The organism is Streptomyces sp. NPDC058008 (assembly GCF_042886395.1).
Lineage (GTDB): Bacteria > Actinomycetota > Actinomycetes > Streptomycetales > Streptomycetaceae > Streptomyces.
Genome location: NZ_JBHVQX010000030.1, coordinates 18,569 through 39,702 on the forward strand (window position 1 = coordinate 18,569; position 21,134 = coordinate 39,702).

Sequence of the window (21,134 nt, forward strand, 5' to 3'; positions counted from 1 at the left end):
GTGCCTAACTTAACCGAGCCTTACCTGGCCGCCACCCGCCCCCGCTGTGATTCAGGTCTCACCGGACGGGACCGGAAACGGGCCGGTCACGGCGCCCTCATGGGAAACCCACAGGATGGTCAAACGCGGGTCAAGCAAGCCTTTTCGGTACGACGAGCGGCACCCCGGTCCGGGGGTGCGGGAAGACCTCGACGGGCTGCTGGTACACCTCGCCGAGGAGCGCGTCCGTGAACACCTCGCCGGGCGGCCCGGCCGCCGCGACCCGGCCGCCGTGCAGCACCACGGCCCGGTCCGCGTACGCCGCCGCGAGGCCCAGGTCGTGCAGCACCACGACCACCGCGTCCCCGGCCGCGGCCCGCTCGCGGCAGATCCGCAGCACCAGTTCCTGGTGGCGCAGGTCCAGCGCGGCCGTCGGCTCGTCCAGCAGCAGCAGCGGGGCGCGCTGCGCCAGCACCCGGGCCAGGGCGACCCGGGCGCGCTCGCCGCCCGACAGCCGGGAGAACGGGCGCGCGGCGAACCCGGTGACCTCCGTCGCGGCCATCGCGGCGGCGACCACGGCGTCGTCCTCGTCCTCGTACGCCGTCCCCGCCCAGGGCGCCCGCCCCATCCGCACGACCTCCTCGACCGGGAAGGGGAAGGCGAGCGCGGCGGACTGCGGCAGAACGGCCCGGCGCAGGGCCAGTTCGGCGGCCGGCCGGCCGGTGGCGGCCCGGCCGTCGATGCGCACCTCACCGCTGTCCACCGGCAGGTCCGCGGCCAGCACCGCCAGCAGCGTCGACTTCCCCGCCCCGTTCGGCCCGACGAGTGCCAGCACCTCGCCCGCCCGCACGGTCAGGTCCACCGGGCCGAGGACCTGCCGTCCGCCCAGCCGTACGCCCACCCCGGCCACCTCGGCCGCGGCGGAGCCGACGGGGACGGGGGAGGGCAGCTCCCGCACCCGGGGAGCCAGCAGTGCCTTGAACGGGTTCATGCCCAACCACCTTGCCTACGACGGGTCCTGCGCAGCAGCCAGAAGAAGAACGGGCTGCCGAGGAGAGCGGTCAGCACGCCGAGCGGGAGCTCGGCGGGATCGGCGACGGTGCGTGCCGCGAGGTCGCCCGCGACCAGCACGAGCGCACCGCCGAGCGCGCTGCCGGGCACCAGGAAGCGGTGCCCGGGGCCGTTCGCCATCCGCAGCAGATGCGGCACGAGCAGTCCCACGAAGGAGATGATCCCGGCGACGGCGACCGCCGCGGCGGTCAGCAGCGCCACCACGAGGACGAGCGTGATCCGCAGCCGCTCGACATCGACGCCCAGATGCCGGGCGGGCCGCTCGCCGAGCGCGAGCAGGTCCAGCTTCCTGGCGTGGAACGGGGCGATGAGGAGTCCCAGCACCGCGCACGGGAGCACGGCGAGCACCTTCGGCCAGGTCGCCTGGGACAGCGAACCGAGCTGCCAGAACGTGATCTGGGTGATCTGGGCGTTGTCGGCGAAGAAGATGAACAGGCCGATCAGGGCGCCCGCGAAGGCGTTCACGGCGATACCGGTGAGGATCAGCGTCACGACCTCGGTCCGGCCTCCGGAACGGGAGAGCACGTACACCAGCAGGACCGTGGCGAGACCGGAGGCGAAGGCGCAGACGGTGATCGTCCAGTTGCCGAGGAAGGACAGCCCGAGCGCGATCGAGGCGACCGCGCCGACGGCGGCGCCCGAGGAGATCCCGATGACACCGGGCTCGGCCAGCGGATTGCCGAACACCCCCTGCATCAAGGCGCCCGCGCAGCCGAGCGAGGACCCGACGAGCAGCGCGAGGACCACCCTCGGCAGCCGTACGTTCCACAGGACGCTCTCGCCGACCCGGTCCAGCGCCTGCCCGCCGAGGCCGGCCCGGTGCTGGACGGACGAGAGGACGTCGCCGATCGGGATGTGGTACGCGCCGAGGCCGGCGGAGAGCAGGCAGCCCACGAGCAGCGCGACGGCGAGCGAGACGGTGAGCACGAAGGTCCTGCCGCGCCGGGCGGGAGCCTTCGGGGCCTTCGTGGCGGGCCCGTCGTACGAGGTGGCGGTCACCGGCCCGTCCCGGCGTCCGGGTAGAGCTGCTCCACCAGTTCGGCCAGCACGCGGTCGGTGCGCGGGCCGTAGTTCAGCAGGACGCCGTCGTCGACGGAGACGATCCGGCGGTCCATCCCGGCGGGTGTCTCCCCGACGCCGGGGATCTTGACCAGGCCGTCGACGCCGCCCACGGATTCGAGCCCCTTGGTCATGACGAGGATCGCGTCCGGTGCCGCCTCGGCCAGTGCCTCGCTGGTGATGGCGGTGAAGTCCTTCTTCAGCCCGGAGGCCTTGCCCGCGTCGACCGCGCCGGCCGCTTCGAGCAGGGAGCTCGCGCCCGACTCCCGGCCGCCCAGCAGATAGACGGAGGCCGACCCGCGCAGGTAGAGGAAGGCGACCCGTGGCGCGTCGCCCTCACCACGGGTGGGAATCGTCTTCCGCACGGCGGCGATGCGCGACTCGGTGCGCGCCTGGAGCTCGTCGCCAGCCGACGTCACGCCCAGGGCCGCCGCCACGGTACCGATCCGGCGTCCCACGTCGGCGAGTTCCCGGGCCGGTTCGACGACGACGAGGGCGATCCCCGCGTCACGGATCTGGTCGATGGCCTCGGCGGGGCCCGTCGTGGTGTCCGCGAGGACGACCGTCGGCCGCAGGGACAGCACGCTCTCGGCCGAGACGTCATGAGCACGCGTCACCACCGGCAGCTTCTCGGCCTGTTCGAAGGTGGCGGTGATGTCGCGGGCCACGACCTGTCCGCCGAACCCGAGGGTGAACACGATCTCGCTGAGCGATCCGGTGAGCGGGACGATCCGGTCCGCCGAGGTGACGGTGACGTCCTCGCCGTCCGCCGAACGCACGGTGACGGGCAGTCGGGGCTCGGGCGTACCGGCCAGGGGCTCGACCGCGTCGGCGTCCGCGGCGGCACCCGCCCCCGAGGCCGTGTGCGCGGCGGGTGTTCCCGTGCCGCACCCGGTCAGTGCGGCCGCGAGGGCCATGGCGGTCAGGGCCGCGAACAGGCCGGTGCGCCGTCGGGCGGCTCCTCGGCCCGCCGCGGCGGAGTACTGGGGCAGACGCACGGGTGCACCGTCCTGGGCTGTCACGGAACTGAAGTGGCGGAGGGGGTTCCGACACACACGGAAGAGATATTAGGTTAGCCTTACCTCACTTTCTAGCCCTGGGGGGTTCCCATGCCGCCGTCCCTGTCCGTCCGCGTGCCCGCCGTCGCGCTCCTCGCGGTGCTGATCGGAGCGCTGCTCCCGGCCACCGCCGCACAGGCGGCGAGCCGTGCGGTGCAGGGCGGCCGACTGGACTGGGGCATCAAGTCCTCGTTCCAGAGCTACGTCACCGGGCCCATCGCACAGGGGAGTTGGAGCCTGACCGGCGGAGCCGCGACGGTCGGCGGAAGCCAGTTCCGCTTCCACTCCGCCACCGGCTCCTACGACCCGGAGAGCGGCGCGTTCCGGGCCGGGTTCTCCGGCGGGATCCACTTCACGGGCCACCGGCAGGCCGGCGGAGGCAACGAACTCGACCTCACCATCAGCAGGCCCACGGTCCGGATCTCCGGCGGTGGCGGAACCCTCTTCGCCGACATGGTCAGCAAGGAGCGGGGCAGCGGCCGCGTCACCACCTCCGCGCAGGTGCCGCTGGCCACCCTCGGTCTGTCCGGGATCGACATGCGGGGCGGATCCACCCCCATCGCCCTGCGGAACGTCCCGGCGACGCTCACCTCCCAGGGCGCGAGTGCCTTCGCCGGCTACTACGCGGCCGGGACCCCGCTGGACCCGGTCAGCCTCTCCGTCGACACGAAGGCGCCGGCCGCCGCGAAGACGTCCGCCCCCCCGGCGTCCCCGTCCCCCTCGCCCTCCGCCGCGAAGAAGAAGGAGACCGCGGGCCGCTTCGAGGACGCCGCCGTGGACTGGGGCGTACGCCGCACCTTCCGCGAGTACGTCACCGGCTCCGTCGGCAAGGGCCGCTGGACCCTCGCCGACGGAGCCCAGGACGGCGGTGCGGTCTTCCGCTTCCCGAAGGGCGAGGGCACGTACGACCCCGGGAAGAAGGAGCTGGACGCCTCCTTCGCGGGAAGCGTCCGCTTCACCGCCGCGGACGGCCTGGACCTGCGGCTCGCCGCGTTCTCCGCCCGGGTCGCCTCGGGCAGGGGGACCCTGCTGGCCGACGTCACCAGCGGCACCTCCACCGACAGGGCCGTCCCGCTCGTCACCTTCGCCGCCGGGGACCTCGCTCCCGAGGACGGTCTCGCCGTCCTCACCGAGGCGCCGGCGACCCTCACCGCCGAGGGCGCCAAGGCCTTCGGCCCGCTCTACAAGGCCGGCACCGAAATGGACCCGGTCTCCCTCGCCGTCGCCGTCGACGCCAAGGCCGAACTGCCCGCGCTGCCCGACCTGGGCAGCGAGGCGGAACCGTCCGCGGCTCCCGCGACCGGGCCGGCCACGCCCGCCGCCCAGCCGGTGGCGGCGGAGTCCGGCTCCCGTACCTCTCTCGCCGTCGGGGGCGGGGCCGTGCTGACCGCGGCCGTCGCCGCCGTGCTGTACGCGGCCCGTCGCCGCCGTGCGGCCCGGAACACCTGACCCACCTCTCCCACCACTTACCCAGGAGTCACTGTCATGGCAGCCACGCGCCGCCCCATCGTCCTCGCCTCGGCCGTCGCCACCGCGGCCGTCCTCGGCACGGCCTTCGCCCTCCCCGCCCTCGCGGCGGGCAACGCGGCCCCGGCCGCCGCGCCCGCCTCCGTCATGGAACTGACGGACGGCACGCTCGACTGGGGCTTCAAGGAGTCCTTCCGCAGATACATCGGCGGTGCCGGCACGATCACCGTCAAGGACGGCGCCACGCAGGCCGCCGGCAACGGGATCTTCACCTTCGGCAACGGCAAGGGCACGTACGACACCACCACCCACGGGACCGACACCGCCTTCGACGGCAGCGTCAACTTCAACGCCCACGGCGGTGTCCTCGACATCACCATCTCCGACGTGAAGGTCTCGACCAGCGGTACGACCGGCGCCGTCACCGCCGACCTGAAGACCCCGGAGGGCACCCAGGACGACGTCGCGCTCGCCGAGCTCGACCTCTCGGCGGTCCGGCCCGGCCAGGGCGAGGGCGGCGCGATGGTCTTCAAGGACATCCCCTCGAAGCTGACGAAGGCGGGCTCGGCCGCCTTCAACGGCATGTACGCGGAGGGCGCGGCCCTCGACCCGGCCACCCTGTCGGTCAAGGCGGTCACGACGCCCCCGACCGGGGAACCGACGAAGGAGCCGACCCAGGAGCCCACGGAGGAACCGACGAAGGAGCCCACCGGGGAGCCGACGAAGGAGCCGAGCCAGGAGCCCACCGGGCAGCCCACGACCGCTCCCACGGACGGGCCCACCACCCCGGCCCCGTCCGCGTCGGCCACCGCCCCGGCGGCCGAGCGGGGCGAGATCGTCGACGGCACGCTGGACTGGGGCGTCAAGGAGTCCTTCCGCTCGTACGTCACCGGCCCGATAGCGAACGGCAGGATCGAGACGACCGGCGGCGCCACCGCCTCGGGCGCCGGCTACCGCTTCCCCGACGCGACGGGCGGCTTCGACGCCGACGAGCAGACGCTGGACGCCCGGTTCGACGGCGCGGTGCGCTTCCTGGGCCACAAGGAGGACGGCGCCTACACCCTGGACCTCTCCCTCAGCGCGCTGAGGATCCAGGTGAAGGGCGGCACCGGCACCCTGGTCGCCGACGTCTCCAGCAAGGACCGCGAGACGAAGAAGGTCACCACCCGCACCGGTCTCGCCGTCGCCGACCTGAAGCTCCCCGGCGGCGGACTCGCCGCGAAGAACGGTGTGGTGACGCTCTCCGGCGTTCCCGCCACGCTGACCGCCGGCGGCACCGAGGCGTTCGGGGGCATGTACGCCAAGGGCACCCAGCTCGACGCCCTGACCGTCTCCGTGGCCCTCGACGAGGACGCCGAACTCCCGGGCGGCACCGGCGGTTCGGGCGGCAGCGCCGGGACGGGCGGCTCGGGCGACGGCGGTTCCCCGGCCGGCGGCACGGTCGGTGGCGGCGGCACCGTGGGCGGCTCCAGCTCCCTCGCCTCCACCGGCGCGGACATCCCGGCGGGCGCGCTGATCGCCGCCTCCGGTGTCGTCGTCGCCGCGGGCGCCGGCGTGGTGATCGCCGCGCGCCGCCGCCGCACCGCCTGATCCCCGTCCCCCGGGCCCCGACGGCCGCACCGGCACCCGTGCCGGTGCGGCCGACGGCGTACGGGTGCCGCGCACGGTGCTTGAATGCGCGTGTGAACGACTACGACGTACCCGACGGCATCGACGTACTGCGCGTGTTCTGCGGCCCGGCCGGCCGCCACGGCAACCCGCTCGGCGTCGTACGCGACGGGCGCGGGCACCCCGACGACGCGTCACGGCAGGCGCTCGCACGCGGACTCGGCTTCGGCCGGACGGTGTTCGTCGACGACCCGGAGCGCGGCGCGGTCGACATCCGTACGCCCGGAGAGCGGCTGCCGTTCGCCGGGCACCCGCTCGTCGGCGCCGCGTGGCTCCTCGACCTGGAGGTGCTCGAACCGCCCGTCGGGGAGGTGACGGCCCGCCAGGACGGGGAGTTCACCTGGATCGAGGCCCGCCCGGAGTGGGGGCCGCCCAGGAGGCTGGAGCGGTACGCGTCGGCCGCGGAGGTCGAGGCGCTGACGGGGCCGCCGCCCGGTGAGGGGCCGCTCTACGTCTGGGCCTGGGAGGACGAGGCCGCGGGCCGCGTACGGGCGCGGTCCTTCCCGCGGCGCCCCGACGGGCCCGGCGGCGGCTCAGGGGAGGACGAGGCGACGGGGTCGGCGGCCGTGCTGCTCAGCGCCGAGCTGGGCCGGGCCCTCAACATCAGACAAGGACGCGGCTCCCAGATCCTCGCCGCGCCCGCGCCGGACGGCACGACGGAGGTAGGGGGCCGCGTCCTTCTGGTGGTCACGTCGTGACCGGTGTCCTCGTGGCGCAAGGCGCTACGCGCTGAGCGGGAAGACCTCGCCGAGCCCGTGGAAGACGGCGGTGTTCAGCGCGAAGGCGCGCTTGCACTCGTCGATGACGCGCTGCTTCTCCAGGTCGTCGGCGTTCACCGCGTCCAGCAGCTCCCGGTACTCCCGCTTGAAGGCGGCCGGGTTCGGGATCTGCTCGAACACGTAGAACCGCACCCCGTCGCCCTTGCGCTCGAAGCCCCAGGTCTTCTCCGCCGTACCGCGGATGATCTGGCCCCCCGAGAGGTCGCCGAGGTAGCGGGTGTAGTGGTGCGCGACGTATCCGGCGGGCCACTCGCGGGCGCACTCGGCCACCCGGGCGGCGTACGCGGCGGTGGCGGGCAGCGGCTCCAGCCCTTCGCGCCATCCCTCGCCCCGCAGATGGGCGAGATCGCGCTCCAGCTCGGCCGTCCGCATCAGCTCCTGCTGGATGAAGGGCCCGGCGACCGGGTCCTCGCGCAGAGCCGGCGCGCCGTCCTCCAGCGCCCGGTAGACGAACCACAGCTGCTCGGTGTAGCGCGTGTAGGCGTCCACGCCGAGCCGTCCGCCGAGCATGTCGCTCATGAAGGTCGAGGACTCCGCCTCCGTGTGCTGCTCGTGCGAGGCGGTGCGGATGAGGGTCGAGAAGGGCGTGGTGGTGGCGGTCGAGTCCAAGGCGGGCCTCCGGGGACCAGGGGGACGGGAAGTCCGGACAAAAATGCATATACCGGCAACAGCTGTACACGCCGCCGCGCGCCGATATGCTGATCCTCCTACTTAGGCTTACCTAAGTCAACAGGTTCCCGACCCTCTGTCGGTAAAAACACCGCCCTACGGAAGCGTCAGGATCTCCGCGCCGGTCTCGGTGACCACCAGTGTGTGCTCGAACTGCGCGGTCCGCCTCCGGTCCTTCGTCACCACGGTCCAGCCGTCGTCCCACAGGTCGTAGTCGTGGCTGCCGAGCGTCAGCATCGGCTCGATGGTGAACGTCATCCCGGGCCGCATCACGGTCGTCGCCTGCGGGCTGTCGTAGTGCGGGACGATCAGGCCGGAGTGGAACGAGGAATTGATCCCGTGCCCGGTGAAGTCCCGCACCACCCCGTAGCCGAACCGCTTCGCGTACGACTCGATGACGCGCCCGATCACGTTGATCTGCCGTCCGGGCCGCACCGCCTTGATCGCCCGGTTCAGCGACTCCCGGGTGCGCTCGACCAGGAGCCGGGACTCCTCGTCGACGTCGCCGCAGAGGTAGGTGGCGTTGTTGTCGCCGTGCACGCCGTCGATGTACGCGGTGACGTCGAGGTTCACGATGTCCCCGTCCCGCAGCACGGTGGAGTCGGGGATGCCGTGGCAGATGACCTCGTTCAGCGAGGTGCAGAGCGACTTCGGGAAGCCCCGGTAGCCGAGGGTCGACGGATAGGCGCCGTGGTCCACCATGAACTCGTGGGCGACCCGGTCGAGTTCGTCGGTGGTGACGCCCGGGGCGATGTGCTTGGCGGCTTCCTCCATCGCCTGCGCCGCGATACGGCCCGCGACCCGCATGCGCTCCAGGGTGCCGGAGTCCTGGACCTCCGGCCCGGTGTACGGCGCCGGGGCGGGCTTCCCCACGTACTCGGGGCGCCGGATCCTTCCGGGGACGGAGCGGACGGGAGTGATCTCCCCTGGTACGAGAAGCGACTGGCCAGACATGCCAGCGAGTCTAACCAGCGCTCCCGGGGCACCATGGCAGCGAGGAAAGGATCCCGCGATGGCTCTGTTCAAGAAGCGTACGGCCGGCAAACCGGGCGAGTGGTACTACTGCCTGGAGCACAAGAAGGTCGAGGAGGGCCCCGAGTGCCCCGCCAAGGACCGGTTCGGCCCCTACACCACCCCGGAGGAGGCGCGGCACGCGATGGACACGGCGCGTGAGCGGAACCTCGAGTGGGAGACCGACCCGAAGTGGCACGACCGCCCGGACAGGCCGGACGGGACACCGGAGTAGGACACCACGCCGGCGGGGGGCGTACGGGACGCCGGGTGCCCGGACACGGGCCGGGGCCGGGCGGGGCCCGCGCCCCCGCAGAGGGACCGGGATCCGCAGCCGTTCGGTGCGGGGCCCGTCACCACCGGGCCGGCGGCGGGGCCGTCAGCTGGTCGGCCAGGCGGGAGAGGCGGTCGCGGAAGGTACGCCGGCCCCGGGGCGAGGGGGCGCCGTTCTCGCCCGCCGCCGCGCTGACCAGGTGCTGGACCGTGTCCAGGTCGACCTCGTCGGCGGCGGAGACCGTGAGCGCCTCGTGGGCGAGGCCCCGGACCTCCGGGTCGCCGCCGTCCAGCGTGAGCACCGTCGCCCCCGCGCGCCGCGCGTCGTGGACGCGTTCCAGCAGGCCGTGGTCCGCCTGCCCGGGTGCCACCACGAGCAGCGTCTCGCCCCGCCCGGCCGCCTCGATCCGGCCCAGGCCGACGGCCAGGTGCACCGGGTCGTCGGACTCCACCCGGTGGCGCACGAGCGTGGGCCGCAGCTGCGGCAGACCCGACCAGGTGGACTCGTCCACCAGGTGCGCGGCCATGTGCCACGGCTCGTACACCTCCGTCCCCACGAGCAGCAGCCCGCCGCCCTGCGGGACGACCGACGACCGCAGGGTCCGGGCGAAACCCCGGGCCGCCGCGGGCCACTCGGTCCCGGCCAGTACTTCGCGCAGCAGCGCGACACGCACAGCATCCATGACCCGGCATCATGCCCCCGGTCACCCGCCCGGGACTGCCCGAACGCGGCAGTCCACCCGGAAGGGGACTGCCGGAACCTGACACCGACGAGTCCCCCCGGGGCCTGGCACGATGACGCCATGAGCGCCGGACAGATCTTCAACTGGGCCTGGATGACCGGCTGGACGCTCCTCGTCCTGCCGCCGTCGATCGCCTTCCTGCGCGGCTGGGCCCCCGCCTGGCTGCGCCGCCGGGCCACGCCGCGCATGGTGCGGGCGCGCGGCGCCGGGGGCCTCCTCCTGTGGGTGTCGGCCGTGTCGTCGGCCTCCTTCCAGCTGTCCGGGGCCTTCGAGGGCGACTGGTACCCGGTCAGGCTCCTGGCGGGACCGGGGGCGGTGCTCGCCGGGATCACCCTCGTCGTCGTGACGGACCTCGCGGAGCGACGGCGGCGCCGGGTTCCCCTCACCGGCGCGCAGTAGGGTCGGCGCCATGACTACCCATGACAGTGGAAGCGCCCCCAAGCCCCCCGCCAAGGACCCCTGGGACCTGCCCGACGTGTCCGGTCTGACCGTCGGCGTACTCGGCGGCACCGGGCCCCAGGGCCGCGGCCTCGCCTACCGTTTCGCCCGGGCCGGGCAGAAGGTCGTCATCGGCTCCCGCGCCGCCGACCGCGCCGAGGCCGCCGCCGCCGAGCTGGGCCACGGCGTCCAGGGCGCGGACAACGCGGAGTGCGCGCGCCGCAGCGACATCGTGATCGTCGCCGTGCCGTGGGACGGCCACGCCAAGACGCTCGGCTCCCTGCGCGAGGAGCTCGCCGGGAAGCTCGTCGTCGACTGCGTCAACCCGCTCGGCTTCGACAAGAAGGGCGCCTACGCCCTGAAGCCCGAGGAGGGCAGCGCCGCCGAGCAGGCGGCCGCCCTGCTGCCGGACTCGCGGGTCACGGCCGCCTTCCACCACCTGTCGGCCGTACTCCTCCAGGACGCGGCGATCGAGGAGATCGACACCGACGTGCTGGTCCTGGGCGAGGCGCGCGCCGACACCGACACGGTGCAGGCGCTGGCGGGCCGCATCCCCGGCATGCGGGGCGTGTTCGCCGGCCGGCTGCGCAACGCGCACCAGGTCGAGTCGCTGGTGGCGAACCTGATCTCCGTCAACCGCCGCTACAAGGCACACGCGGGGCTGCGCACCACCGACGTGTGAGCCCGTGCCCGGAGCCGGAACGGGCATGAGGGACACTGGACGGGACCGCGCACCATCCCCGGACAGGAGCACCAGCCCTCATGCCCCGCCTCGCCCTCTACGCCAGCATCGTCTGCGTCCTCGCCGTCGCCGCGGCCGTGGTGTCCTTCGTCGAGGGCAGCCTCCTCGGGATCGTCTGGGTGCTGCTCGCCGGCCTCTCCTCGAACATGGCGTGGTTCTACCTGCGCAGGCACCGCGCGGAGTCCCGCACCGAGCCCGCCACGCGCTAACGGATCATCGCGCAGCCGGGGTCCTGGTCACCGAACCACTCCTGCCAGAAGCGGTAGGTGTCGAGCCCGCAGTACGTCTCGACCTCGCTGACGCCCAGGCCCCTCAGCAGCCCGTGCACCGCGTCGAAGAAGACCCCGTTGACCTCCGGGACCCACAGCAGCGCGAAGACCGCGATCAGCCCGAAGGGCGCGAACGGCTCCACCTGGCGCCGGATCCGGTACGACAGCCAGGGCTCGATCACGCCGTAGCCGTCGAGCCCGGGGACCGGCAGGAAGTTCAGGATCGCCGCGGTCACCTGGAGCAGCGCGAGGAACGCCAGCGCCAGCCGGAACGTCAGCGGGACGCCGTCCAGGGCGCCCAGCCAGAACGGCGCGGTGCACACGACGGCGAACAGCACGTTGGTCAGGGGACCGGCCGCCGAGATCAAGCTGTGCTTCCAGCGTCCGCTGATGCGGCCCCGCTCGATGTAGACCGCCCCGCCCGGCAGGCCGATCCCGCCCATGATCACGAACAGCACGGGCAGCACGATGCTCAGCAGGGCGTGGGTGTACTTGAGCGGGTTGAGCGTCAGATACCCCTTCGCCCCGATCGAGATGTCGCCGCTGTGCAGCGCGGTGCGCGCGTGCGCGTACTCGTGGAGGCAGAGCGAGACGATCCAGGCGGCCGTGACGAAGAGGAAGACCGCGAAACCGGTCTGCTCCGCGAAGTCCGTCCACACCGCCCAGCCCGAGACGGCCATGACGGCGACGATCCCGAGGAAGATCGGGCTGACCCGCCGGTCACTGGGGCGGCGGAACGCGGTGGTCATCGGCGGGACTCCTGAGGGCTTGACGGCTGCTGGGCCCCCGAGCGTACGGGTGACACGCCGCGAACGTCTCACGGGAGGGTGGTGGTTCCACGGAGGGCGGAGCCGTCACGGACAATGGGCCCGTGCATTACGGCATTCTCGGTACCACCCGCGCGCTGCGCGCCGACGGCACGGCCGTCGCCCTCGGCGGGGCACGGCTGCGCGCCCTGCTCACCGTGCTCGCCCTGCACCCCGGCCGCACCGTCACGGCCGCCGTCCTCGTCGACGAGGTGTGGGGCGCCGACCCGCCCGCCGACGCCCCGGCCGCGCTCCAGGCCCTCGTGGGCCGCCTCAGGCGCGCCCTGGGCCGGGACGAGGTCGAGTCGGCCCCGGGCGGTTACCGGCTCGCGGCCGGTCCGGACGCCGTGGACCTGCACCGCTTCGAACGGCTCGCGAAGGAGGGCGCGCGGGCGCTGGAGGAGGGCGACGCGGTCAAGGCCGTCGCGGTCCTCGACGACGCCCTCGCCCTGTGGCGGGGGCCGGCCCTCGCCGACCTGCCGGACCGCGACGTGGCGGCGGCCCGCTGGGAGGCCGGGCGCCTGGGCGCGCGCCGGACCCGCGCCGAGGCCGTCCTCGCCCAGGGCCGCGCCGACGACGCCCTGCCCGAACTGGCCGGGCTCTGCGCGGACCACCCGCTGGACGAACCCCTCCAGGCGCTGCGCGTCAGGGCGCTGCGGGACGCCGGCCGCACCGCGCAGGCACTGGCGGCGTACGACGAGGTCCGCACCCTGCTCGCCGACCGGCTGGGCACCGACCCGGGCCCCGCCCTGCGCGCCCTGTACGAGGGACTCCTGCACCAGGACCCGCCCGCTCCCGCTCCCGCACCCCTTCCCGCCCCGCAGGGGAACCTGCGCGCCAGGCTCACGAGCTTCGTGGGCCGTGAGGCGGACATCGCCGGCCTCGGCGAGGACCTGACCCGGGCCCGGCTGGTCACCCTCCTGGGACCCGGCGGCGCGGGCAAGACCCGGCTGTCCCAGGAGGCCGCGGAGGCGGTCGCCTCCTCCTGGCCGGACGGTGTGTGGCTGGCCGAGCTCGCTCCGGTCGACGACCCCGAAGCGGTGCCCGAGGCCGTGCTCGGTGCGCTCGGCGCCCGCGAGACCGTGCTGCGGGGCGCCGGCGCCGAAGGGCTCAGGGCGGCGGAGCGGAGCGCCGGTGAACCGCTCGCCCGGCTCACCGAACACTGCGCCGGGCGCCGGATGCTGCTGCTCCTGGACAACTGCGAGCATCTGATCGACGCGGCGGCCGCCCTCGCCGACCACCTGCTGGCCCGCTGCCCCGGGCTCACCGTCCTCGCGACCAGCCGCGAACCCCTGGGCGTGCCCGGCGAGTTCGTCCGGGCGGTCGACCCGCTGCCCGACCCGATGGCCCTGCGCCTGCTCGCCGACCGCGGGGCCGCCGCGCTGTCCGGCTTCCGGGTCGACGCGGACGAGCGGACGGCGGCGGCCTGCGCCGAGATCTGCCGGCGGCTCGACGGGCTTCCGCTCGCGATCGAACTCGCCGCCGCCCGGCTGCGCATGCTGACCCCGCGGCAGATCGCCGACCGCCTCGACGACCGCTTCCGCCTGCTGTCGAGCGGGAGCCGCACCGTGCTCCCGCGCCAGCAGACCCTGCGGGCGGTCGTCGACTGGTCCTGGGACCTCCTGGACGACGGCGAACGCGCCGTCCTGCGCCGGCTGTCCGTCTTCGCCGGCGGCTGCACCCTCACCGCGGCCGAGGCGGTCTGCGCGGAGCGGCCGCAGGACGCGTACGGCGTCGCCGGGGTGCTCGGTTCGCTCGTCGACAAGTCCCTCGTCGTCGCCGCCCCCGCCGGGGACGGCCGGATGCGCTACCGCCTCCTGGAGACCGTCGGGGAGTACGCCGCCGAACGGCTCGACGAGGCAGGGGAGCGGGACGCCGTCGAGCGGCGCCACCTCACGTTCTACCGGGAGCTGGTCCGTACCGCCGACCCCGGACTCCGGGGCGCCGGACAGCTCGCCGCCCTCGAACTGCTCCGGCGGGAGTACGAGAACCTGCGCACGGCCCTGCGGCGCGCCGTCGCCGCCCGCGACGAGCAGGAGTCGCTCAGCATGGTGCTCTCGCTCGCCTGGTACTGGCAGATGCGTGACCTGCGCGGTGACGCACTGCACTGGGCCGCGGCCGCCTCCGCGCTCGGTCCCGACCCGTTCGCCGGACCGGTGGCCCCGGCGCCCGCGCTCGCCGAACGCTGCACCGACGCCCCGCCGCCGATGCGCCCCGAACTGCTCCAGGAGGCGCGGCGCCAGGTGGCGCTGGTCGAGATGGCCAGCATGGACAACGCGATGGACGTCTGGGCCGACGAGGCCGGCATGGCGCGCCTGCGGGCCGTCGCCGCGACCTACCGGGCAGGCCAGCCGCAGACCTGCCGCAGCCCGGGCTCGCTCTGGCTCTTCGCCGTCGTCCTCACCGGGAACGCCTCGGACCTGCGCGGGGTGGTGGACGAGACGGTCCGCGCCGCACGGGAGCTGGGGCACGACTGGGAGCTGGCCATAGCGCTCCAGACGCGCGCCAACGTGCTGGCCAACCGGCCCGACTGGGCGCGCGACGCCTACCGGGACGCCGACGAGAGCCTGGAGATCTTCGGCCGTCTCGGCGACGACTGGGGCGCGGCGGAGGCGCTCTCCTCGCGCGGCGAGGCCCACGAGAAGACGGGTGACCACACCCGGGCGGCCGCGGACTACCAGGCCGCGATCGGTTACGCCGAGAAGATCGGCGCCCACGCCCAGGTGCTCGTGCTCCGCACCCGCTACGCCTCCGCTCTGGTCGAGCTGGGCCACGGTGCGCAGGGCGAGGCGATCCTGAGGGACGTCCTCCTGGAGGGACGGCACGCGGGGCACGAGGCGACGGCGTTCGCCCGGTTCTTCCTCGCCGTGTGGCTGGGCATCTCCGGCCGTACCGTCGAGGCCCGTGAGCAGCTCGGCGTGCTGGAGGCCGAGTTCAGCGCGGCGTCCATGGGGGTCTTCGAGGCGTTCGTCCTGGGCGGTCTGGCCTGGCTGGACAACCAGGAGGGGCGGTACGCGGACGCCCTGGACCGCGGCCGGAAGGCGCTGGCGCAGGCCGACGACCGCCTGGCCCAGATGGTGGCACCCGAGATGAACGTGCTCTGCCTGGCCCTGGTGGCGCGGGCGCTGGCCGGGCTCGGCGGGGAGGGCGGGGCGTCCGCCGCGGCCCGGCTGCTGGGTGCCGGGCAGGCGCTGCTTCCGGAGGGGCACGTACCGACGCTGCTGGAGCGGGACAACCACGCGGCGGCGGAGGAACTGACCCGCGGTGTCCTCGGGGACGCCGCCTACGCGGCGGCGTACGCCGAGGGCGGCCGCCTCTCCAAGGAGGAGGCCACCGCCCTCGCCGCCGCCGCCGTCCGCCCCTGATCCGTCCGTCGCGGACCGGGACCGGCCCCTCAGGACTTCTTGCGGAACCTGGAGACCGCCAGCGGGGCGACGACCGTGGTGATGACCACGGTCCAGCCGAGCGTCAGCCAGACCGAGTTGCCGAGGGGGCCGCCCATCATCAGTCCGCGGGCCGCGTCGGCCAGGTTGGACAGCGGGTTGTAGTCGGTGAACGACTGGAGCCAGCCGGGCATGGTCCCGGTCGGGGCGAAGATGGAGGATCCGAACTGGAGCGGCATCATCACGATCAGCCCCATTCCCTGGACCGCCTGGGCGGTCTTCATGCTCAGTCCGACCAGGATGAAGATCCACATGATGGCGGCCCCGAACGCGGCGGCCAGACCGATCGCGCCGGCCAGCCCCAGCACCGACCCGTGGAGTTCCATGCCGAGGGCGAAGCCCATGCCCAGCAGGATCAGCGTGGCGATCATCATCCGGCCGAGCTCGACCACGATCTTCGCGATGAGCACCGAGGAGCGGGCGATCGGCATCGTCCGGAACCGGTCCATGACCCCCTTGCGGAAGTCGTCGTTGACACCGCTGCCGACGGCCATCGCGATGTTCATGCCCATCATCGCCATCAGGCCGGGGATCAGGTAGTTCAGGTAGTCCTGCCGGTCACCGCCCAGGCTGCTGCCGACCGATCCGCCGAAGACGTAGACGAACAGCAGCACGAAGATGACGGGCATCAGCAGCGCGTCGAACATCGACTCCGGATCCTTCTTGATCTGGAGCAGGTTGCGCCGCACCAGCGCCCCGATGTGGCGCAGGTTGTTCCGCAGGCCGATCCGGCCCTCGTCGTCCGGCTTCATGGCCTGCGCGGACACGGCCCCGTCGGAGGGGGCCGGCTTCAGAGTCGTCGTGCTCATGCCGCGACCTCCTGGGGAGTCGTGTCGGTGACGGTGGCCTTGCCGCCCGTGATGGCCAGGAAGACCTCGTCGAGGCTGGGCAGTGCGGTGGCGACGTGGGCGAGCGGGAAGCCCCGCGTGCCGAGCAGCCCGATCACGGCCGTCAGCTGTTCGTCGCTGAGGATCGGTACGTACAGCAGGCCCTCGTCCGGGACCGCCTGGGCGCCGGCGACGCCGTCGAGGCCGGCCTCCCGCAGCGCCTGGGCCATCGCGGCCAGGTCGGCCGGGTCGGAGGGCCGGATCTGAAGGGTGCGGCCGCCGACCTTGGCCTTGAGCTCGTCGACGCCGCCCCGGGCGATGATCCGGCCCTGGTCGATGACGGTGAGCTCACTGGCGAGCTGTTCGGCCTCTTCCATGTACTGGGTGGTCAGGAGCACGGTCGCGCCCTCCGCGACCATCCGCTGCACCTCGTCCCAGACCTCGTTGCGGGTGCGCGGGTCGAGCCCCGTCGTGGGCTCGTCCAGGTACAGGACGGCCGGGCTGCCGATCATGGACGCGGCCAGGTCGAGGCGGCGCCGCATACCGCCGGAGTAGTCCATCGCGGCCTTCCCTGCGGCGGCGGTGAGCGTGAAGCGCTCCAGCAGCTCGTCGGCGCGGGAGCGGGCCTTCCCGCGCGGCAGGTCGAGCAGCCGCCCGATCATGTAGAGGTTCTCCCAGCCGGAGAGCTTCTCGTCGACCGAGGCGTACTGCCCGGTCAGGCCTATGGTGCGGCGCAGCTGCCGGGGCTGGCGCACCACGTCGTAGCCCGCCACGACCGCGTGGCCGGCGTCGGGCAGGACCAGGGTGGACAGGCAGCGTACGAGGGTGGTCTTGCCGGCGCCGTTGGGGCCGAGCACCCCGAGGACGGTGCCCTCGCGCACGTCGAGGTCCACACCGTCCAGCGCCTTGGTCGTGCCGTAGTGCTTGACCAGCCCCCGTACCTCGACGGCGTTCCCGCCGCTCCTGAGGTTCTTGTCGTTTCGCGTCATGGACACCATCAGACCAGCGGCCACCGACAAGTCACCGACACGGCGCCGACAGAGGGCGACAGCCCGCCGATGGGGGAAGTCGGCGGGCTGTCGGTGGTGCGGCAGTGGTCGTGTGGGCGTCAGTGGAAGGTGTGCTCCGCCGCCGGGAACGTGCCGCCGATGACTTCTTCGGCGTACTCCTTGGCGGCGTCGGTGAGCACCTGGCGCATGTTCGCGTACTGCTTGGTGAAGCGCGGCACCCTGCCGCCGGTCAGCCCGACCATGTCGGTGTAGACCAGCACCTGCGCGTCCGTGCCGGAACCGGCGCCGATGCCGACGGTCGGGATGTGCAGGGTGCGGGTCACCTCGGCGGCCAGTTCGGCCGGTACGAGCTCCAAGACGACGGCGAACGCGCCCGCGTCCTGCACCGACTTCGCGTCCCGCAGCAGCTGCTGGGCGGCCTCCTCGCCGCGGCCCTGCACCCGGTAGCCCATCGCGTTGACGGACTGCGGGGTCAGGCCGATGTGGCCCATGACCGGGATCCCGGCCTCGACCAGGAGCCTGATCTGGTCGTGGGAGCGCTCGCCGCCCTCCAGCTTGACCGCGCCGACACCGGAGTCCTTGATCAGCCGGGTGGCGTTGCGCAGGGCCTGGACCGGACCCTCCTGGTACGCCCCGAAGGGCAGGTCGGCGACGATGAGGGCGCGCCCGGTGCCCCGTACGACGGCGGCCGAGAGGATGGCCATCTCGTCCATGGTGACGGGCACGGTGCTCTCGTAACCGAGGTGGCAGTTGCCCATGGAGTCACCGACGAGCATGACCGGGATGCCGGCCTCGTCGAAGACGGACGCGGTCATCGCGTCGTAGGCGGTGAGCATGGGCCACTTCTCACCGCGCTCACTGGCGGCGGTGATGTCGTTGACGGTGATGCGGCGGGTGCTCGTGCCTCCGTACAGCGCCTTGCCGGCGCCGGGGGCGGGACCCGCGGGGGGTGTGGCGGACTGGTTCTGCGCAGCCTGAAGCGACATGGCCAACGGCTCCTTCGTCATCTCGAGGCGCCCTGACGGCGTCCCCGGATCCCTTCCATGGTGGCATCCCGCGACCGTTCCCGGGAAGTGGGCCCACCGCGTCCGGTGAACGGTGCGCGGCGGCCGGGTAAAGTCTTTCCAATACGAGACGGTCTCGTATTGGAAGCCGACTAGGGTCGGGGCCATGTCCATACCGTCCGGCGCTCCCGTCGCCGCGCCCCGCGTCCCGGAGGCGGTCCACCGCCGCCGCTGGGCCATTCTCGGCGTCCTCATGTTCAGCCTGCTCATCGTCGTCCTCGACAACTCGATCCTGAACGTCGCGGTCAAGACGATCGCCAGCCCCGCGCCGACCGGTATCGGCGCCACCCAGAGCGAGCTCGAGTGGGCGATCAACTCCTACACGCTCGTCTTCGCCGGCCTGCTCTTCACCGCCGGCCTGCTGGGCGACCGCATCGGCCGCAAGAAGGTCCTGCTGGCCGGCATCCTGGTCTTCGGCCTCGGCTCGGCCCTGGCCGCGCTCTCCTCCACGCCCGGCGAACTCATCACCTGGCGCGCGCTGATGGGATTCGGCGCGGCGTTCGTGATGCCCGCCACCCTCGCCGTCCTGATGAACGTCTTCGAGCGCGACGAGCAGCCCAAGGCCATCGGCATCTGGGCCGGCAGCGTCGGCCTCGGCATCGCGATCGGCCCGATCACCGGCGGCGCGCTCCTGGAGCACTTCTGGTGGGGCTCGATCTTCCTGGTCAACGTACCCGTGGTGGTCATCGCGCTCATCGCCATGGCCGTCCTCGTGCCCGACTCCAAGGACCCCGCCCCGGGCCGCGTCGACCCGCTCGGGGTCGTGCTGTCCATCGTCGGCCTGGTCCTGCTGGTCTACGGCATCATCCGGGGCGGCGAACTCGCCTCCTTCACCGACGCCACCGTCCTCGCACCGCTGATCGGCGGCCTGCTGGTCCTGGCGGCCTTCGTCTGGCACGAGAAGCGCAGCAGCCACCCGTCCATCGACATCTCCTACTTCCGCGACCCGTCCTTCTCCGCCGCCGTCGCCGCCATCGCGCTGGTCTTCTTCGCGCTGATGGGCGTCACCTTCTTCTCGGCCTTCTACCTGCAGAGCGTGCGCGGCTACACCGCCCTGGAGTCCGGGCTGCTGATCCTGCCGCTCGCCGCCGCACAGATGATCTTCGCTCCGCGCGCCCGGCTGGTCGTCGACCGGTTCGGAGCGCGGGCCGTCTGCACCGTCGGCATGCTGCTCGTCGCCGCCGGCCTCGCCGCCTTCGCGCTGTTCGACGCGGACACCCCGCTGTGGGTGCTGTGCCTGGTCTTCTTCGTCCAGGGCACCGGCATGGCGCACATCATGCCGCCGGTCACCGTCGCCGTCATGCAGGCCCTGCCCCGCGAGCGGGCGGGTTCGGGCTCCGCCATCAACAACACCTTCCGCCAGGTCGGCGGCGCGCTCGGCATCGCCGTACTCGGCTCGGTGCTCTCCACCGTCTACCGGGGCGACATCGAGGGACACCTCGACGGCGTCCCCGCCGCCGCGCGGGACGTCGCGGGCGAGTCCATCGAGGCGACCCTGGGCGTCGCGCAGAAGCTGGGCCCGGCCGGCAAGCCGCTGATCGCCGCGGCCAACGACGCGTTCATCGGCGCGATGCACGTCACCGCGCTCGGCTCGGCGGCGGTCGCGCTGATCGGCGCGGCCGTGGTGGCCGCGTTCCTGCCGGGCAGGCCCGTGCGGGAGGAGCGGGCCCCGGGCCGGCAGGGTGCCGAGGAGCCGGCGCGCCTGTCCTGACCTGCCGCCACCGGCCGGCTCCTGCGGCCCGGACCGGATCCGCGGGGATCCACGGTTCCGGCCGGGGGCGGTCGCCCCGCCCCCGGCCGGTCGGCGAGAATCGAGACGTACGGCGAAACTACGGCGGACGGCGCAGCGAGAGGCGGCCCACGTGCGGCACGCGGCACAGAACCCGGTGCGGGACCCGGCGGCGGGCCCGCCCTGTCCGGGCCCGGAGCCACGCCGGGGCCGCCCCCGCAGCGCGGCCGTGGAGCGGGCCATCCTCGACGCCGTCGTCCACCTGCTGGAGGCCGGGGAGACGCTGGACGGGCTGTCCATCGAGCGCATCGCCCGTACCGCCGGGGTGGGCAAGGCCACCATCTACCGCCGGTGGAGCGGCAAGGAGGAGCTCTTCGTCGACGTCCTGCGCGACATCGAGCCCGCCGACCCGACGGTGTCCGGCACCGCGGGCCTGGACGACCTGCGTGTCCTGCTGGAGTCCATGCGTACGCGCGGTCTCGCCCAGCGTTCCTCCGCCCTCCTGCACAACGTCTTCGTGCAGATGAAGAAGCACCCCAGGCTCTGGACCGAGTACCAGAGCACCGTCATAGCGCCGCGCCGCGCCGCGATGCTGGCCGCCGTGCGGCGGGCGGTGGACGCGGGCGAGCTCCGCGGGGACCTCGACGTGGAGCTGATGGACGATCTTTTCCTGGGGCCGATGCTGGTCCGTACCGTCCACCGTCCCGACGCGCCCCTTCCGGAGGACCTCGCCGACCGGATCATCGGCACGCTCCTCCAGGGGCTTGCCCCTCGGCCGTCGAAGGCGCAGGTCACAGCCGCGGGGCCGACGCCGGCCCCGATGTGATGCTTCTGTCACGGACTCCCGGACCACCGCCCCGGCCGCAACCCGCCGCGCCGGATCCGTCGTCCTGATGGCAGTACGGCCGCCGTCGGCGGCAGGAACGGCGTCACCTATCGCCTAGGGTCAGGAGGCGCGGTGATGTGTACGGACAGGCAGTGAGGACGAGCGCAATGGTGCAGGCGTACAGGGCGGACACCGAGGACGCC

19 protein-coding genes and 3 pseudogenes are annotated in these 21,134 nt (G+C 73.3%); 11 read left to right on the forward strand and 11 right to left on the reverse strand.

The features are described from left to right. Nucleotides 1-130 precede the first annotated feature (130 nt). The 3 genes from ACFVS9_RS26425 to ACFVS9_RS26435 are packed head-to-tail and all read right to left on the reverse strand — an operon-like array spanning nucleotide 131 to nucleotide 3,107. Nucleotides 131-970: a heme ABC transporter ATP-binding protein gene (locus ACFVS9_RS26425; RefSeq protein ID WP_389936052.1), complete on the reverse strand. Its 840-nt coding sequence runs from the start codon at nucleotides 968-970 to the stop codon at nucleotides 131-133. Then, nucleotides 967-2,049, reverse strand: a complete 1,083-nt coding sequence (locus ACFVS9_RS26430) for a FecCD family ABC transporter permease (protein ID WP_383117961.1) — start codon at nucleotides 2,047-2,049, stop codon at nucleotides 967-969. The genes ACFVS9_RS26425 and ACFVS9_RS26430 overlap by 4 nt, the downstream gene beginning before the upstream one ends. Beyond that, complete coding sequence (locus ACFVS9_RS26435) at nucleotides 2,046-3,107, reverse strand: hemin ABC transporter substrate-binding protein (RefSeq protein ID WP_389936055.1); 1,062 nt, start codon at nucleotides 3,105-3,107, stop codon at nucleotides 2,046-2,048. Before ACFVS9_RS26435 ends, ACFVS9_RS26430 begins: the two co-directional genes overlap by 4 nt. A gap of 111 nt (nucleotides 3,108-3,218) precedes the next feature. Between ACFVS9_RS26435 and ACFVS9_RS26440 the strand changes: the two genes are divergently transcribed. After that, nucleotides 3,219-4,616, forward strand: a complete 1,398-nt coding sequence (locus ACFVS9_RS26440; RefSeq protein ID WP_389936058.1) for an HtaA domain-containing protein — start codon at nucleotides 3,219-3,221, stop codon at nucleotides 4,614-4,616. Nucleotides 4,617-4,781: 165 nt separating this feature from the next. Further along, nucleotides 4,782-5,369: pseudogene (locus ACFVS9_RS26445) on the forward strand (HtaA domain-containing protein); the annotation flags it as partial. On the opposite strand, the pseudogene ACFVS9_RS26450 reads toward ACFVS9_RS26445, so the two are convergent. Further along, nucleotides 5,321-5,569 (reverse strand): annotated as a pseudogene (locus ACFVS9_RS26450) (hypothetical protein); the annotation flags it as partial. The pseudogenes ACFVS9_RS26445 and ACFVS9_RS26450 sit on opposite strands and share 49 nt — an antisense overlap. Here ACFVS9_RS26450 and ACFVS9_RS26455 point away from each other — a divergent pair. Both ACFVS9_RS26455 and ACFVS9_RS26460 read left to right on the forward strand, forming a co-directional pair. Continuing rightward, nucleotides 5,487-6,224 (forward strand): annotated as a pseudogene (locus ACFVS9_RS26455) (HtaA domain-containing protein); the annotation flags it as partial. The pseudogenes ACFVS9_RS26450 and ACFVS9_RS26455 overlap by 83 nt on opposite strands. 92 nt (nucleotides 6,225-6,316) lie before the next feature. After that, entirely contained in the window at nucleotides 6,317-7,000 is a 684-nt protein-coding gene (locus ACFVS9_RS26460; protein WP_389936061.1) for a PhzF family phenazine biosynthesis protein, read from the forward strand. Nucleotides 7,001-7,024: 24 nt separating this feature from the next. Here the strand turns inward: ACFVS9_RS26460 and ACFVS9_RS26465 are convergent, their stop codons facing one another. Both ACFVS9_RS26465 and map read right to left on the reverse strand, forming a co-directional pair. After that, on the reverse strand, nucleotides 7,025-7,690 hold the full coding sequence (locus ACFVS9_RS26465) for a heme oxygenase (biliverdin-producing) (protein ID WP_383117918.1): 666 nt from the start codon (nucleotides 7,688-7,690) through the stop codon (nucleotides 7,025-7,027). Between the two features lie 156 nt (nucleotides 7,691-7,846). Further along, on the reverse strand, nucleotides 7,847-8,704 hold the full coding sequence (gene map / locus ACFVS9_RS26470; RefSeq protein ID WP_389936064.1) for a type I methionyl aminopeptidase: 858 nt from the start codon (nucleotides 8,702-8,704) through the stop codon (nucleotides 7,847-7,849). Between the two features lie 58 nt (nucleotides 8,705-8,762). Between map and ACFVS9_RS26475 the strand changes: the two genes are divergently transcribed. Further along, entirely contained in the window at nucleotides 8,763-8,996 is a 234-nt protein-coding gene (locus tag ACFVS9_RS26475; RefSeq protein ID WP_383117916.1) for a hypothetical protein, read from the forward strand. Nucleotides 8,997-9,114: 118 nt separating this feature from the next. Here the strand turns inward: ACFVS9_RS26475 and ACFVS9_RS26480 are convergent, their stop codons facing one another. Then, nucleotides 9,115-9,717, reverse strand: coding sequence for a hypothetical protein (locus ACFVS9_RS26480; RefSeq protein ID WP_383117915.1), 603 nt, complete (start codon nucleotides 9,715-9,717; stop codon nucleotides 9,115-9,117). A 120-nt stretch (nucleotides 9,718-9,837) separates the two neighbouring features. On the opposite strand from ACFVS9_RS26480, the gene ACFVS9_RS26485 reads away from it, so the two are divergent. From ACFVS9_RS26485 to ACFVS9_RS26495, 3 genes are all read left to right on the forward strand, one after another. Then, nucleotides 9,838-10,176, forward strand: a complete 339-nt coding sequence (locus tag ACFVS9_RS26485) for a hypothetical protein (RefSeq protein WP_389936068.1) — start codon at nucleotides 9,838-9,840, stop codon at nucleotides 10,174-10,176. Nucleotides 10,177-10,186: 10 nt separating this feature from the next. After that, complete coding sequence (npdG, locus tag ACFVS9_RS26490; protein WP_383117913.1) at nucleotides 10,187-10,897, forward strand: NADPH-dependent F420 reductase; 711 nt, start codon at nucleotides 10,187-10,189, stop codon at nucleotides 10,895-10,897. 80 nt (nucleotides 10,898-10,977) lie between these two features. Next, nucleotides 10,978-11,166: a hypothetical protein gene (locus ACFVS9_RS26495; protein ID WP_383117912.1), complete on the forward strand. Its 189-nt coding sequence runs from the start codon at nucleotides 10,978-10,980 to the stop codon at nucleotides 11,164-11,166. On the opposite strand, the gene ACFVS9_RS26500 is transcribed toward ACFVS9_RS26495, so the two are convergent. After that, nucleotides 11,163-11,975 (reverse strand): site-2 protease family protein, encoded by an 813-nt coding sequence (locus ACFVS9_RS26500; protein ID WP_383117911.1) that lies wholly within the window; start codon nucleotides 11,973-11,975, stop codon nucleotides 11,163-11,165. The two genes, ACFVS9_RS26495 and ACFVS9_RS26500, sit on opposite strands and share 4 nt — an antisense overlap. Before the next feature lie 122 nt (nucleotides 11,976-12,097). On the opposite strand from ACFVS9_RS26500, the gene ACFVS9_RS26505 reads away from it, so the two are divergent. Beyond that, a complete protein-coding gene (locus tag ACFVS9_RS26505) occupies nucleotides 12,098-15,397 on the forward strand; it encodes a BTAD domain-containing putative transcriptional regulator (RefSeq protein WP_389936071.1) in 3,300 nt (1,099 codons plus the stop codon). A gap of 29 nt (nucleotides 15,398-15,426) precedes the next feature. On the opposite strand, the gene ACFVS9_RS26510 is transcribed toward ACFVS9_RS26505, so the two are convergent. The 3 genes from ACFVS9_RS26510 to panB form a co-directional block, all read right to left on the reverse strand. Then, a complete protein-coding gene (locus tag ACFVS9_RS26510; RefSeq protein ID WP_383117909.1) occupies nucleotides 15,427-16,284 on the reverse strand; it encodes an ABC transporter permease in 858 nt (285 codons plus the stop codon). Then, nucleotides 16,281-17,300 (reverse strand): ATP-binding cassette domain-containing protein, encoded by a 1,020-nt coding sequence (locus ACFVS9_RS26515; RefSeq protein WP_389936075.1) that lies wholly within the window; start codon nucleotides 17,298-17,300, stop codon nucleotides 16,281-16,283. Before ACFVS9_RS26515 ends, ACFVS9_RS26510 begins: the two co-directional genes overlap by 4 nt. A gap of 110 nt (nucleotides 17,301-17,410) precedes the next feature. Further along, entirely contained in the window at nucleotides 17,411-18,298 is an 888-nt protein-coding gene (gene panB / locus ACFVS9_RS26520; RefSeq protein ID WP_383117907.1) for a 3-methyl-2-oxobutanoate hydroxymethyltransferase, read from the reverse strand. A 184-nt stretch (nucleotides 18,299-18,482) separates the two neighbouring features. On the opposite strand from panB, the gene ACFVS9_RS26525 reads away from it, so the two are divergent. Next, complete coding sequence (locus tag ACFVS9_RS26525; RefSeq protein WP_383117906.1) at nucleotides 18,483-20,087, forward strand: DHA2 family efflux MFS transporter permease subunit; 1,605 nt, start codon at nucleotides 18,483-18,485, stop codon at nucleotides 20,085-20,087. A 151-nt stretch (nucleotides 20,088-20,238) separates the two neighbouring features. Further along, nucleotides 20,239-20,931, forward strand: coding sequence for a TetR/AcrR family transcriptional regulator (locus tag ACFVS9_RS26530; protein WP_383117905.1), 693 nt, complete (start codon nucleotides 20,239-20,241; stop codon nucleotides 20,929-20,931). Nucleotides 20,932-21,134: the final 203 nt, after the last annotated feature.